This is a genomic window from Actinomyces sp. ICM39, assembly GCF_000282935.1.
Taxonomy (GTDB): domain Bacteria; phylum Actinomycetota; class Actinomycetes; order Actinomycetales; family Actinomycetaceae; genus Pauljensenia; species Pauljensenia odontolytica_B.
The window spans coordinates 10,960-24,721 of sequence record NZ_ALCB01000070.1; the positions used below are offsets into that span (position 1 = coordinate 10,960).

Annotated in this window: 11 protein-coding genes; 5 read left to right on the top strand and 6 right to left on the bottom strand. The window is 66.4% G+C overall.

Translation table 11 applies throughout. The features are described 5' to 3' along the window. Positions 1–27 precede the first annotated feature (27 nt). The 5 genes from glgX (at position 28) to glgB (ending at position 8,329) form a co-directional block, all read left to right on the top strand. Positions 28–2,316: a glycogen debranching protein GlgX gene (gene glgX, locus HMPREF1137_RS04485; protein ID WP_007589466.1), complete on the top strand. Its 2,289-nt coding sequence runs from the start codon at positions 28–30 to the stop codon at positions 2,314–2,316. A gap of 46 nt (positions 2,317–2,362) precedes the next feature. After that, entirely contained in the window at positions 2,363–3,463 is a 1,101-nt protein-coding gene (gene trpS / locus HMPREF1137_RS04490; RefSeq protein WP_007589455.1) for a tryptophan--tRNA ligase, read from the top strand. A gap of 24 nt (positions 3,464–3,487) precedes the next feature. Beyond that, positions 3,488–3,745 (top strand): hypothetical protein, encoded by a 258-nt coding sequence (locus tag HMPREF1137_RS04495; protein WP_007589449.1) that lies wholly within the window; start codon positions 3,488–3,490, stop codon positions 3,743–3,745. A gap of 182 nt (positions 3,746–3,927) precedes the next feature. Then, complete coding sequence (locus HMPREF1137_RS04500) at positions 3,928–5,970, top strand: maltotransferase domain-containing protein (RefSeq protein WP_034496828.1); 2,043 nt, start codon at positions 3,928–3,930, stop codon at positions 5,968–5,970. Positions 5,971–6,133: 163 nt separating this feature from the next. After that, positions 6,134–8,329: a 1,4-alpha-glucan branching protein GlgB gene (glgB, locus tag HMPREF1137_RS04505; RefSeq protein ID WP_007589445.1), complete on the top strand. Its 2,196-nt coding sequence runs from the start codon at positions 6,134–6,136 to the stop codon at positions 8,327–8,329. A 105-nt stretch (positions 8,330–8,434) separates the two neighbouring features. Here the strand turns inward: glgB and HMPREF1137_RS04510 are convergent, their stop codons facing one another. The 6 genes from HMPREF1137_RS04510 to HMPREF1137_RS04530 form a co-directional block, all read right to left on the bottom strand. Continuing rightward, on the bottom strand, positions 8,435–8,608 hold the full coding sequence (locus HMPREF1137_RS04510) for a hypothetical protein (protein ID WP_007589422.1): 174 nt from the start codon (positions 8,606–8,608) through the stop codon (positions 8,435–8,437). Between the two features lie 42 nt (positions 8,609–8,650). Then, on the bottom strand, positions 8,651–9,556 hold the full coding sequence (locus HMPREF1137_RS04515; protein ID WP_050980935.1) for a tetratricopeptide repeat protein: 906 nt from the start codon (positions 9,554–9,556) through the stop codon (positions 8,651–8,653). Between the two features lie 99 nt (positions 9,557–9,655). Then, on the bottom strand, positions 9,656–10,654 hold the full coding sequence (locus HMPREF1137_RS04520; RefSeq protein ID WP_007589383.1) for a DUF8094 domain-containing protein: 999 nt from the start codon (positions 10,652–10,654) through the stop codon (positions 9,656–9,658). Continuing rightward, positions 10,654–12,111: a hypothetical protein gene (locus HMPREF1137_RS04525; RefSeq protein ID WP_034496831.1), complete on the bottom strand. Its 1,458-nt coding sequence runs from the start codon at positions 12,109–12,111 to the stop codon at positions 10,654–10,656. Before HMPREF1137_RS04525 ends, HMPREF1137_RS04520 begins: the two co-directional genes overlap by 1 nt. 152 nt (positions 12,112–12,263) lie before the next feature. Beyond that, positions 12,264–12,506 (bottom strand): Rv1322 family protein, encoded by a 243-nt coding sequence (locus tag HMPREF1137_RS10500; RefSeq protein ID WP_081493508.1) that lies wholly within the window; start codon positions 12,504–12,506, stop codon positions 12,264–12,266. A gap of 50 nt (positions 12,507–12,556) precedes the next feature. Next, a complete protein-coding gene (locus tag HMPREF1137_RS04530; RefSeq protein WP_034496815.1) occupies positions 12,557–13,747 on the bottom strand; it encodes an N-acetylglucosamine-6-phosphate deacetylase in 1,191 nt (396 codons plus the stop codon). Positions 13,748–13,762: the final 15 nt, after the last annotated feature.

A 13,762-nucleotide genomic window follows, 5' to 3' on the forward strand; every position in this document is an offset into this window, starting at 1 on the left:
TAAACTGTAAGAAAGAGGCACTGTTATATGTCCGAGCGTTCCGGCTCGTCCAGCGTCCCCACCGTGCGCGTCACCGAACCCAATCCCGTTCCCACCCGTCTGGGGGTTTTCCCGTCGGGCGACGGGCTCGATGTCGCCGTGGTCGCCAGGGGTGCTGCCGGCGTGGACATGTGCATCTTCGACGAGGCCGGGGCTGAGACCCGCTTCGCACTGCTCGGCCCGAAGACCGGCATCTGGCATGGTCACATCCCCGGATACGGTGCGGGCACCCGCTACGGTTTCCGCGTGCACGGCACGTGGGACCCGGACGGCGGCCAGTTCTACAACTCGCATAAGCTCCTCCTCGACCCCTACGGCCGTGGCGTCGACGGCGTCGTGGACATGAAGCCTGCGGTCTACGCGCACTGCGTCGACGACGAGCTGTACCCCTCCGAGTACCCCCTGCGCCGCTCCCCCATCGACTCTGCGCCGTACATGCCGCGCTCGGTGGTCGTCGAGCCTTCCTTCCCGATCACCCCCCAGCCCCGCGTTCCGTGGGAAACGACCGTCATCTACGAGATCCACGTCAAGGGCTTCACGAAGAACATGCCCGGCGTGCCCGCGGAGCTGCGCGGCACCTACGCGGGTCTGGCCCACCCGGCATCCGTGTCCTACCTGAAGGACCTGGGCGTCACCGCCGTCGAGCTGCTCCCCGTCCACGCTAAGTGCGACGAACCCTTCCTCACTGAACGAGGCCTGACGAACTACTGGGGGTACTCGACTCTCTCCTTCTTCGCGCCCGAGCCCTCCTACGCGACCGAGGCCTCGCGCGAACGCGGTGCCCAGGCGGTTGTCGACGAGTTCCGAGGCATGGTCTCCCTCCTGCACCAGGCTGGTATCGAGGTCATTCTCGACGTCGTCTACAACCATACGTGCGAGGGCGGCGACGCCGGCCCCTCCCTGTCTTGGCGCGGCCTGGACTCCGACATGTACTACCGTCACACCACCTCGCGTCCAGTCCAGATGATCGACGTGACGGGCACGGGCAACACCGTCAACATGGACCATCCGAAGACCATTCAGATGGTGATGGACTCCTTGCGCTACTGGGTGCGAGAGATGGGCGTGGACGGCTTCCGCTTCGACCTGGCGGCCACGCTCGGCCGTTTCTCGACGGGCTTCAGCCCCATGCACCCGCTCCTCATCGCAATGGCCACAGACGACGTCCTGGCCCACGCGAAGCTGATCGCCGAGCCGTGGGACGTGGGCCCGGGCGGCTGGCAGACCGGCAACTTCCCGGTCCCCTTCTCCGAGTGGAACGACCACTATCGCGGCGCCCTGCGTAACTTCTGGTTGGCGGACGTGCGCGCCCAGGCCTCGGGCCACATCGTTTCCGGCCCGAACGACCTGGCGACCCGCCTGTCGGGCTCCCAGGATGTCTTCGAACACGGCCTGGGCCGTCTTCGCGGCCCGCGCGCCTCGATCAACTTCGTGACCGCCCACGACGGCTTCACCCTCGCGGACCTGACGGCCTACGACCGTAAGCACAACACGGCGAACCTGGAGAACAACCGCGACGGCTCGGACGATAACCGCTCGTGGAACCACGGAGTCGAGGGAACGCTGGCTGTCAATGCCACCCACCCCAACGAGATGACGCCCTACGCGATCCTGTCCAACATGACGATCGCCGACCTGCGTGCGCGTTCTCAGCGCAACATCCTGGCGACGATGTTCGTCTCATCGGGCACGCCCATGCTGACGGGCGGCGACGAGTTCGGCCGCACCCAGTACGGCAACAACAACGCCTACTGCCAGGACGATCCGATCTCCTGGGTCGACTGGGACCTGGCCGAGGGCCAGCTCGAGCAGATCGACACCGTGTCCTGGCTGATCGCGCTGCGTAAGGCGCACCCGGTCCTGCGTCCCGACCGTTTCGCGACCGGCACCCCCTACGGCGGGGACACGATCGCCGACCTGTCCTGGTACACCGCGCAGGGCACCCCGATGCCCGACTACGGCTGGACGGATGCGCGTCACCGCACCTTCCAGATGCTGCGCTCGGGCGTCAAGTGGGGCGACCGCGACGCGCTCATCATCATCAACGCAAACCTGGACGGTGCTGAGGTTACCCTGCCCGAGGGTCACGACCTGGACTGGCTGGTCGCCTACTCGACCGTGTGGGCGACGCCCTCGCAGGGCGGCATCGGCGAGACGCGTGACCCGGGGGTTCTCTCCCTCGAGGTCGAGCACGTCGCTCCGCGCTCCACGCTGTCGATTGAACCGCTGTCCGTGACGATTTTGCTCTCCGACGTCGCCTTCCAGCCCGAACGCTGAGCACCACAAGTTTCATTCATTTCCACCCACTCGTTAGGATTGACGCATGACTCGCAGTGAAGATGCCCTGGAAACCGCAACCTCCGATGCCTCGCTGGCCCGCTCGAAGGCCCGCAGCGCCGAGATCGACCTGGCAATCGACCAGGACCCCTCGCGTTTCCGCATCCTCACGGGAGACCGTCCGACCGGCCACCTGCACCTGGGCCACTACTTCGGCACGCTGCGTAACCGCGTACTGCTGCAGAACCGCGGGGTTGAGACCTGGGTTCTGGTCGCCGACTACCAGGTGATCACCGACCGTGATGGCGTGGGCCCGATCCGTGAGCGTGTCCTCGGCCTCGTCGCCGACTACCTGGCTGCGGGCATCGACCCCGAGCGTTCCACGATCTTCAACCACTCGGCAGTTCCGGCCCTCAACCAGCTGATGCTGCCCTTCCTCTCCCTGGTCACCGAGTCGGAGCTGCACCGCAACCCGACCGTGAAGGCCGAGCTGGAGGCTACCGAGGGCCGCGCGATGACGGGCCTCATGCTCACCTACCCGGTCCACCAGGCCGCAGACATCCTCTTCTGCAAGGCGAACATCGTGCCCGTGGGCCAGGACCAGCTCCCCCACCTGGAGCAGGCTCGCCTGATCGCCCAGCGCTTCGACAAGCGCTACGGCCGCGCCACCCCCGAGCGCCCCGTGTTCCCCCGCCCCGAGGCTCTCCTCTCCGAGGTGCCGCTGCTGCTGGGCACGGACGGCCAGAAGATGTCGAAGTCGCGCGGCAACACGATCGAACTGCGTATGACCGCGGACGAGACCGCGAAGATCCTCAAGAAGGCGAAGACCGACGCCGAGCGCCGCATTACTTTCGATCCCGAGGGTCGCCCCGAGGTCTCCAACCTCCTCATGCTGGCCTCCCTGGCCACCGGCGAGGCCCCCGAGGCCATCGCGGACCGCATCGGAGACGCGGGCGCCGGCATGCTCAAGTCTCTCGTCACCGAGTCGCTCAACGAGATGCTCGCTCCCCTGCGTGAGCGCCGCGCCGAGCTCATCGCGAACGAGGACTACCTACTGTCCATCCTGCACGCCGGCAACGAGCGCGCGAACGAACAGGCCGATCAGACCCTGTCCGAGGTCCGCACGGCCATGCAGATGGTCTACTGATCCCACACCATTTTGGAGAAACTTATGGCATACAACCAGTTCCCCGAGCACCCCGACGACTCCGTCGGCGCATGGATGCTCACCCTGTTCCTGGTCGGCATTCCGGTGGTCGGTTTCATCTACCTGCTGATTCTCGCCCTGGGTTCCGGCGGCTCGCCTGCGAAGCGTAACTTCGCGCGCGCCATGTTCATCTGGCAGATCATCGGCATCGTCGCGACGATCCTGATGTTCATCCTCTTTGGTGGTGCGATCATGGCGGGGCTGCAGAACAGCGGCTACTGAGCGCTGCGTCTTTTCGGAGGGTAGTTCCTGGACATACAGGGGCTACCCTCCGTCGTTTCTGTTGGAATTCCGCCCTTTCGGACGACAGTTGAAATCTTGACAGAACATAAGGACATCGATCAGTGCGCCGAGGCATGGGCCTCACTTTCACGCGCGCGCATCCATAGGCTACTGTGGGTCTCGTGAGCGAGAAACTGTTGCCCCGTATCCCGATCATTGAAGTGTTCCCCGTCATCGAGGACGGCACGCTTCCCGCCAAGGCGACCGAAGGCGAGCCTTTCCCCATTCGTGCGACCGTGTTCCGCGAAGGACACGACGCATTCGCCGCCGAGGCCGTCCTGCTGCGCCCGGACGGGGGTGAATACTCCCGCACGCGCATGGTGGACATCGCCCCCGGCCTCGACCGGTACGAGGCCTGGGTGGTAGCCGACACCCCAGGCGCGTGGTCTTTCCGCGTGGACTCCTGGTCGGATCCCTACGCGACGTGGCGCCACGACGCGACGGTGAAGGTCGGCGCCGGCGTCGACGTCGAGCTCATGCTCGAAGAGGGTGCCCTCCTCATGGAGCGTGCGGCCGAAGGCACCGCCTACGGCAACCCCTCCCAGAAGCGTCCCCCGGCCTCGGACATTGACGTCCTGACCGACGCGGCGCGCCGCCTGCGCGACACGAGCCATTCCGCCCAGCAGCGCCTCTCCGCTGGCATCTCCTCACGCGTGCGTCTCATCTTCCGCGACCACCCGCTGCGTGACCTGCTGGATTCCTCCCGCGTCTACCCGCTCGACGTGGCCCGCACGAAGGCCCTGGCGGGCGCGTGGTACGAGATCTTCCCACGCTCCGCGGGTGCCTTCCAGCGCCCCGACGGCACGTGGGTCTCCGGCACGCTCGCGGGCGCCGCCAACGAACTGCCGCGCATCGCCGGCATGGGCTTCGACGTCATCTACCTGACCCCGATCCACCCGATCGGAACAACGCACCGCAAGGGCAAGAACAACTCCCTGGAGGCCGCTCCCGGCGATCCGGGTTCGCCCTACGGCATCGGCTCCCCCGAGGGTGGCCACGACGCCATCCATCCCGAGCTCGGTGACTTCGCCGACTTCGACCGCTTCGTCGAGCGTGCCCGAGGCCTCGGCCTGGAAGTCGCTCTCGACCTGGCCCTCCAGTGCTCCCCCGACCACCCGTGGGTCAAGGAGCATCCCGAGTGGTTCACGACGCGCGCCGACGGCACCATCGCCTACGCGGAGAACCCGCCGAAGAAGTACCAGGACATCTACCCCCTGAACTTCGACAACGACCCGGAGGGCATCTACCAGGCCGTGCGGGACGTCATCGAGCTGTGGATCAACCACGGCGTGACGATCTTCCGCGTCGACAACCCGCACACGAAGCCCATCCCCTTCTGGGAGCGCCTGCTGGCCGACATCAAGGCACAGTACCCGGGCACGCTTTTCCTGGCCGAGGCCTTCACGCGCCCCGCCATGATGCGTACCCTCGGCGCGATTGGCTTCGACCAGTCCTACACGTACTTCGCGTGGAGGACCGCCAAGGAGGAAATCGAGGAGTACCTGCGTGAGGTCTCCGAAGAGACGGCGCACCTCATGCGCCCCGCCTTCTGGCCCACAACGCACGACATCCTCACCCCGCAGATGTGGGACGGTGGCACCGCGATCTTCGCGATCCGCGCGATGCTCGCCGCGCTCGGTGCACCCACGTGGGGCATCTACTCGGGCTACGAATTCGTGGAGAACGAGCCGCGCGGCACCTACCAGGAGCCCAACGACAACGAAAAGTACGAGTTCCGCCCGCGCCGCTGGGAGGACGCCGAGCCGATCGGCATCTCGCGCCTGTTCACGCTGCTCAACGCCGCGCGAGCCAAGCACCCCGCGCTGCGCCAGCTCCACCAGATCCGCATCCACCCGACGTCCTCGGATCGCCTCATCGCGTTCTCGCGTCAGGTGCCCGGCAAGTTCACGTCGGACGGCAAGCCCGACACCGTCATCTGCGTGATCTCCCTGGATCCGCACCACGGCGTGGACGCCTCGGTCGAGCTCGATCTGGAGGCGATGGGCCTGGCCACCCCGGGTGGTCACATTACGGTCGTCGACGAGCTGGACGGACGCTCCTACGTGTGGGGCTCGTCCAACTGGGTGTCGCTGTCCCCCGTGACGCGCCTGGGCCACGTCTTCAAGGTCGAGCCCGCGCACTCTTCGCCCTGGGCGCAGGCCTAAGAAAGCTTGTGCGCCCGGCGCTACCACGTCACCGCGCCGGGCGCACGACACCCCTCCATAACCCCACCAATATGAGACCCGGCTCCCTTTTTTGCCGGTCAGACGTTAGACTTATCAGCACCAGTGAACTGAGCGGTTCACCCTTCTGGAGTAAGGAAAATCCATGAGCTTCGAACTTACGCCGATCCCGGTCAATGACGACATTCTCGACGCCGTTGCCTCAGGCTCCTACTACTCGCCCCACTCTGTGCTGGGCGCCCACCTCGGTGACGACGGCGTCACCATCCGAGTCGTCGCGCACCTGGCCGACGCGGTCGACATCATCACCCCCACCGGCGCCTACGCTGCGACGCACGAGCGCGGCGGCATCTGGGTCGCGGCCCTGCCCGGCAAGGAGATCACCGCCTACCGCGTGTCCATCACCTATGGCGAGGACACGATCGTGCGCGACGATCCCTACCGCTACCTGCCGACCCTGGGTGAGATGGACACCTACCTGATCTCCGAGGGCCGCCATGAGGACCTGTGGAAGGTTCTGGGCGCGCACGTGAAGACCTACACCGACGAGCTGGGTGAGACCACCGGTACCGCATTCGCCGTGTGGGCTCCCAACGCCCGCGCCGTGCGCGTCGTCGGCGAGTTCAACTACTGGGACGGTACGCAGACCTCCATGCGTTCGCTGGGTTCATCCGGCGTGTGGGAGATCTTCGTCCCCGAGGTCGGCGTTGGCGCCCGCTACAAGTTCGAGATCCAGGGCCCCGGCGGCAACTGGTTCGAGAAGGCCGACCCGATGGCCCGCGCCACCGAGATTCCCCCGGCCACAGCCTCGGTCGTCACCGACTACTTCCACGAGTGGACCGACCAGGAGTGGATGCAGGCCCGCCGTGAGCGCAACGTTCACGATGGCCCGATGTCCATCTACGAGGTCCACGCGGGCTCCTGGCGTCAGGGCCTGGGCTACCGCGAGCTGGCCGACGAGCTGGTCCCTTACGTCAAGCAGATGGGCTTCACGCACGTGGAGTTCATGCCGCTGGCCGAGCACCCCTTCGGTGGCTCGTGGGGCTACCAGGTGACCTCCTACTACGCGCCCTCCTCGCGCTACGGCACCCCGGACGACTTCCGCTACCTGGTGGATGCCTTCCACCGCGAGGGCATCGGCGTCATCCTGGACTGGGTCCCCGCCCACTTCCCCAAGGACGACTTCGCGCTGGCCCGCTTCGACGGCACCCCGCTGTACGAGGACCCGGACCCGCTGCGCGGCGAGCACCCCGACTGGGGCACCTACGTCTTCAACTTCGGCCGCCGCGAGGTGCGTAACTTCCTGGTCGCCAACGCCCTGTACTGGCTCGAGGACTTCCACATCGACGGCCTGCGCGTCGACGCCGTGGCCTCGATGCTGTACCTGGATTACTCGCGCAAGGACGGCCAGTGGCGTCCCAACCAGTACGGTGGCCGCGAGAACCTGGAGGCCATCGAGTTCATCCAGGAAGCCAACGCGACCGCGTACCGTCGTCACCCCGGCATCATCATGATCGCCGAGGAGTCCACGGCGTGGCCCGGCGTGACCGCCCCGACGTCCGGCGGCGGCCTCGGCTACGGCATGAAGTGGAACATGGGCTGGATGAACGACACCCTGCGCTACCTGAGCGAGGATCCGGTCAACCGCCGCTGGCACCACGGCGAGCTCACCTTCTCGCTGGTCTACGCCTTCTCCGAGAACTACGTGCTGCCGCTGTCGCACGACGAGGTCGTGCACGGCAAGGGCTCGCTGATTTCGAAGATGCCCGGCGACAAGTGGCAGCGCCTCGCGGGCCTGCGTTCGCTGTACGCCTACCAGTGGAGCCACCCGGGCAAGCAGCTCCTCTTCATGGGCCAGGAGATCGGCCAGGAGCAGGAGTGGAACGAGTCCTACTCCCTCGACTGGTGGCTGCTGGATCAGGAGGGCCACGCCGGCGTCGCTGCTCTGGTGGAGCGCCTCAACAAGATCTACGCGTCCTCCCCCGCCATGTGGGACGACGACTACACGGGCTTCGAGTGGATCGACGCCTCGGACGGCGACCACAACCTGATCTCCTACCTGCGTAAGGGCTCGGACGATGCGGGCAACCGCGAGGTCGTCGTGTGTATCTCGAACTTCGCCGGCAACCCGCACGAGGGCTACCGCGTGGGCCTGCCCTTCGGCGGCGAGTGGGTCGAGATCCTGAACACCGACTCCGAGGAGTTCGGCGGCTCGGGCGTCGTCAACGTCGGCACGATCATCGCCGAGGACACCCCGTGGAACGGCCGCCCGGTCTCCGCGTCGCTGCGCGTGCCGCCGCTGGGCGCCGTGTGGCTGGTGCCCGCCTCGCAGGTGCGCTGACGCCGTAGGCTGATACGGGTGAGGCCGGAGCAGGGATTCCTGCTCCGGCCTTCACATTGCCTAGTCGTTGTAGCTACAGCACATGGCGACGCATACGGGCGGCGTTTAAAAGCCAGCCCTCCCCCGATCGATCTGCCCTTGCAGCTTGATCAGTTCGCGCCTGGCCTCCGGGTCGGTCTCGCGGTTAATCTTCTTCGTCAGTTCGTTGTGCGTGGAATGCCATCCGTACCACACGACGACCGCAACGAAGACGACTGCGACGATGATCCATGCTGCCATGACGGGTGCCTCCTTGCACATTCGCTCATTAGCTCGACGGTATCACATGAGGAGCATTGCAAGGCGCGTGCGGGCCTTGGAGACCTCGGGCGTCGATCCCGCGACCCGGAAGAGGTCCAGGAGACGCAGGCGCAGCGCGTCGCGCTCCTCGTCATCCTTCGTAGTCGCCAACAGATCGAGCAGCACGTCGAAGGCTCCAGCGGCATCACCCGCAGCGAACAGAGCATCCGCACGGGCGGCAGGGTCATCCGTGTTCTGTTCGCCGTAGGCCCGCGCCGCGAAACGCACGCGGGACAGATGAGACTTCGCGGCCTCGTCACGCGGATTCAGCTCGATGACCTTCTCCCAGCCGGCGATGGCCTCGTCGAGGTTACCAGCGTCCTCGGCGGCCAGGGGCGCCTCGTGCTCGGGCGGGGTCGGGGCGACCGTGTCTTCCGCGGCCACGGCAATGCGTGCCGTGATGCCCATCTGCGCGGCGGCCTCGAGCACCTGCGTCACGATGGGAAGCACCTGTTCCTTCGCGGCTGCACCCTGGAACAGCGGAACGGGGCGCCCACCAACAAGAGCGACGACCGTGGGCACACCCTGGATCTGGAATGCCTGGGCGATCGCGGGAGCCTTGTCGATGTCGACCTCGACCAGCTGGAACTTGCCCGCCTGCTCACGCGCGATCTCCTCGAGCATGGCCAGTGTCGGCTTGGACTCGAGCGAGCGCGGAGACCACATGACCATGATGACCGGCACGGCCTGGGAGGTGGACATGACGTCCTGGAAGTTTTCCTCGTCAGTCGTGGTGATGAGCGGAATATGCAGGCCCTCCCCCGCTGCGGACGCGGGAGCCTCCGGGGCGGTGGGCGCGCTCGAACGTGCCGACAGGTCGACGGCTCCGTGCGAGTCTGCGGGCATGGGCGTCGTCTCAGATGCGGGGCGAGGGTCAGGCGTGGTCATGGTGTCCTCTTCGTCAAAACAGTTGGTGCTAGGAACGATGATATGCGTCGTCCCCACGACTCTAAGCCGCGGGGACGACGTGTGCGCTGTGGGTGAAAATCAGCCCGGGCTCGACGAAGGATCGAGGGCCACGGACACAATCGTGTATTCGCCGCCGACAACCTGCGGGGTTCCGCCCGCGGTCTTCGAGGGAATGCGCATGAGGACGGTGGCGATATATTCCGCGGTCGCAGTGCCTTCCACCGTCGTGCCGCCCGAGCTCATCGTCGCGGTCTTTCCACCCAGGTTCATGGTCGCACCCGCGACCGTGCGCTGGTAGGTCAGCGTGTACTTGAAGTTGGCGGCCACGAGAGCCGAGCCATCCTGCAGCACCAGGCCGGAGATCGGGTAGTACGTCGCGGTTGCCGCGGCGGTCACGTTGCCGGCAGCGCTCACCGACGAGTTCAGGTCACTGACACCGGAGAGATAGGTCTTCGTGAAGTCGTCAGCGGGGAACTGCGACGTGTCCTGGGTGCCCGAGTTCAGCATCGTAATGTACTGCGCGAGAGCCGCCTGCGGGCTCACGACGAATCCCTCAGAATCACCGGTCACGTAGGCCGAGCCGGTGCCCACGGGAGGCAGGGTCAGCTGCGTACCACCGAGCAGACGAGCGTAGTTCGTCAGCTGATAATCCGAACGTGCCGAGTCCTGCACGAAGACCTGCAGAACGGGCAGGGCAGTCGTAGAGGACGCGGAGATGTTGAAAATCGCGCGCGGCCACGAATCGGAGTTCGTAATCGCCAGAGACGCCGGGGTGAAGTCCAGGGCCTGCGGGGCCTGACCCGAGGCCGTGGCCAGCGCGTACTGCGCGGTGCGATAGTCCAGCGCGCCCTGAGCGACGCGACCCGACAGGTCGGCTGCATTCAGCGATGCATCGGCCTTCGTCATGGCCTGCCCGGTTGCGTCAAGGACGGAGGAGATGCGCTCGAGGTCCAGATTCGCGGCGCTCTGCACCTCATCGCCCGACTGGGCGACGATCTCGTTCGAGCAGGCGCTGAGCCCCAGCGTCGAAGCCATGAGCAGGGCGGTTGCCGCCGCTGCGACGGTCCTTCTCTTCATCACTTGCCTTCCTGACGGTCCTTGAGCCAACCGGACATGATCGAGGTCCAGCCACCGGTCTTCGACGCGTCATCGTCGGGCGCCGAGGTCGGGGCGGCCGGCTCGGCGGCGCGGGGACGCGTGATCGGAATCAGGCCCGTGTTGAATTCCTGGCCATCCACGACGACGGTCTGCTCGCCGTTGTTGCGCGCTTCGCGCAGGGCGCGGCGCGAAGGCAGCGTGCGGCCACCGCGGATACCGGAGAGGTCAATAACACCGGTGTCGGTCGTGGCGCGCTCCGGCGGATCCTGATCGATCGGGCCGTTGTCGAGGCCGTGGCGTCCACGGCGCTCGAAGGTGTCCGTCAGCGGGTCGGGAACGTAATCGTCCTGAGGCACCTCGTTGCTCGCGGGCTCATTGCTTGCGGCCTCATCGGAGCTGTCGGCGGCCTCGGTCGCATCGTCTGTTTCGGACGGGGCAGCTTCACCGGCGGCTTCTTCTTCGGACGAGGCCCCGTCGGCGCCTTCTTCCTCGGCGGGCGCATTCTCGGCGGACTCATCGGCTGCGGGCGTGTAGACCGCAGCACCCCACTGAGCCTTCTCCTCGACGGGCATCGCTGCGGCGGCGTCGGTGGAAGAGTCGTTCGATACCGTGGCCTCGTCGGCCGCCGGAGGCTCCTCAACGGGAGCGTGCGCCGGGGCAGAGTCACGAGCGGCAGCCACGCGTTCAGCGACGGCCGCAGAGTTGATCGAGGAGGTCTCGAGGGAGTCAGCCTTACGGCGCTCTTCGATGCGGGCCTCGCGGATCTTGCGCAGGCGCAGGAGCTGCCAACGGGTGAGGAACAGGGCGAGGGCGATCAGCGCGAAGACACACGCGGCAAGGAACGCAATGATGGCGAGCGTGTTGGTCTGCTCGACCTTCCAGGTCAGCGTCAGCGTCAGGTCGCCGGGGCCGGCGGCCGACGCGGCAAGAGCGGAACGACCCGACGGAACGTTTTCGAGGTCCAGGCTCACGGTGCCTTCACCGCTGGCCTGCTTGAACCACATGTCGGAGGAGGCGAGCTGCTGCACGAGGTCGGCGGACGACGGCTCGGCAAGGGGCTGCGCACCGGACTGGACGCCCGACTGAGCCCCCGACTGGGCCGGGGTGGGCGACGGGATGCGAGACGGGCCAATCGCATCGTGCGACTCGGCCTTCAGCTTCGTACGGTCCGACTCCACACCGATAACCTCGGTGTAGGCGGCGTCGCCGATCCAACCCTTGACGTCCTGCGTGGTGCCGATGCTCAGCGTCACGGGTGCACCCGACTTCGACGTCGCGGTGACCGTCACGTCGTCCTTCACGATCGACAGCACGTTGCCACGCGTCATGATCAGATCGGTCGCAGACACGACCGACGAGACCTGATGCGTCGGCGGCCGCAGCACGGTCACACCGAGCAGCCCGACGAGCACGCATACGAGAGCCACAACGCCCATCGACGATGCCGCCACGTATCGCTTAAAGAGTTCCACGGTTGCTCCTCACGTCCAACACCCACACTGCGGGTATTCTTCAGCCTCCACTTTACGTGCTAACCCCGTTGACGGCCGAATTCGCACGCGGGGCAGTGATGCATCACATCCATACGTCACAGTGGACGCAGGCGTCGACGCCAGCACTCCGAGTGCCAGTGACGACGACCATCCACACCCTGAGGCAAGCCAAAAGGTGCTTCTTCGGGCCATGCGACGACATGCGCCGTCCCCGCAGGAATCGGACGCAAGCATGCAGGGCATGTGTAGTCCTTTGCCGAACCGGGCAGGCGGCGCACCTGATAATCGCCACCGTCGGGGCCGCGTTCCGTACGCGGCACGGAGGCGAGGCGGTCCATCTGCAATGGACGCGCCTCGCCCCACGGTCGTTTCTTGCTTCGCTTGCCTCTCACGCAACCACAGTGCCACGTCGCCAGACGCGGCGCACGGCGAGGTCAGAGTCGACCTCGACAATGTCAGCCTTCTTGCCGGGCGCAAGGGAGCCAATGGTGTCGTCGCCCAGGATCGTGGCGCCCTGGACGGAGGCCATGTACACGGCGTCCACGAGCGGGATGCCGCCGCGGGTAACGGCGACGCGCACGCAGTCCATGAGGTGTGCGGTGCCACCGGCAATGGCGTTCCCCTGCGCGAGGCGTGCAACGCCATCCTTGACGATGACGTCCTGGGGGCCGAGCGTGTACTGCCCGTCGGCCATGCCGGCGGCCGCCATCGCATCGGTGATGAGGACGACGTGCTCGCGGCCCACCAGCTCGTACACGTCACGCACGAGCGAAGGATCGACGTGGATGGAGTCGCAGATCAGCTCGGCGACAGCTCCGCCGCGAGCGGCATCAGAAAGGAACTCGGCGATCGGACCGGTGTCGCGGTGGTGCAGCGGGCGCATGCCGTTGAACAGGTGGGTGATCGTCGCGCGGGGGCCGCGCTTGGTCTCTACCTGCGCGAAACGCTCACGCGAGTAGGCCAGGGCCTCGCGAGCCTTCACCGAGTTGGAATCGGTGTGTCCCCACGACGGCAGCGCTCCCCCATCGATGAGGGCTTCGGCAACCGAGCCGGGTCCGTAGGCGCCCGGCTTCTCGGGGGCCAGCGTCATGGACAGCGCGTAGCCCTGGCAGTCCTCGATGAGGGTGCGCGTCAGGTCCGCGTCGGGATCGACGATAAACGTCGGATCCTGGGCGCCGCAGCGTTCGTGGGAGACGAAGGGCCCTTCGAAGTGGATGCCGGCGAGCTCATCGGCCTTCGCCAGCTCGGCCAGGGTCTTCGCGCGCGCACGCAGCACCTCGGCGGAGGCGGTCACGCAGGATGCGACCAGGGAGGTCGTGCCGTGACGGCGATGCTCGAGGACCGCAACGAGGGCTTCCTCGGCGGTCTCGGCGTTGGGGAAGGACTCTCCGCCGCCGCCGTGACAGTGCACATCAACGAGGCCGGGCAGGTAGGTCGCATCGCTGGCCTCGGGCGCCTCGCCCTCGTACTCGGAAACGGGACACACACGGGTAATAGTCGCGCCGTCGAACTCGATGATTCCATCCTCAACGACGGTATCTTCGAGGACCAGACGGCCACGCAACACAGAAGTAGTCATGCATTAATTGTGGCA

Excerpts from the sequence above, each read along its gene's own strand:
- HMPREF1137_RS04530 (WP_034496815.1), bottom strand. The coding sequence starts at position 13,747 with ATGACTACTTCTGTGTTGCGTGGCCGTCTGGTCCTCGAAGATACCGTC.
- glgB (WP_007589445.1), top strand. The coding sequence starts at position 6,134 with ATGAGCTTCGAACTTACGCCGATCCCGGTCAATGACGACATTCTCGAC.
- HMPREF1137_RS04510 (WP_007589422.1), bottom strand. The coding sequence starts at position 8,608 with ATGGCAGCATGGATCATCGTCGCAGTCGTCTTCGTTGCGGTCGTCGTG.
- HMPREF1137_RS04525 (WP_034496831.1), bottom strand. The coding sequence starts at position 12,111 with ATGGGCGTTGTGGCTCTCGTATGCGTGCTCGTCGGGCTGCTCGGTGTG.
- HMPREF1137_RS10500 (WP_081493508.1), bottom strand. The coding sequence starts at position 12,506 with ATGGACCGCCTCGCCTCCGTGCCGCGTACGGAACGCGGCCCCGACGGT.
- HMPREF1137_RS04520 (WP_007589383.1), bottom strand. The coding sequence starts at position 10,654 with ATGAAGAGAAGGACCGTCGCAGCGGCGGCAACCGCCCTGCTCATGGCT.
- glgX (WP_007589466.1), top strand. The coding sequence starts at position 28 with ATGTCCGAGCGTTCCGGCTCGTCCAGCGTCCCCACCGTGCGCGTCACC.
- HMPREF1137_RS04515 (WP_050980935.1), bottom strand. The coding sequence starts at position 9,556 with ATGACCACGCCTGACCCTCGCCCCGCATCTGAGACGACGCCCATGCCC.
- HMPREF1137_RS04495 (WP_007589449.1), top strand. The coding sequence starts at position 3,488 with ATGGCATACAACCAGTTCCCCGAGCACCCCGACGACTCCGTCGGCGCA.
- trpS (WP_007589455.1), top strand. The coding sequence starts at position 2,363 with ATGACTCGCAGTGAAGATGCCCTGGAAACCGCAACCTCCGATGCCTCG.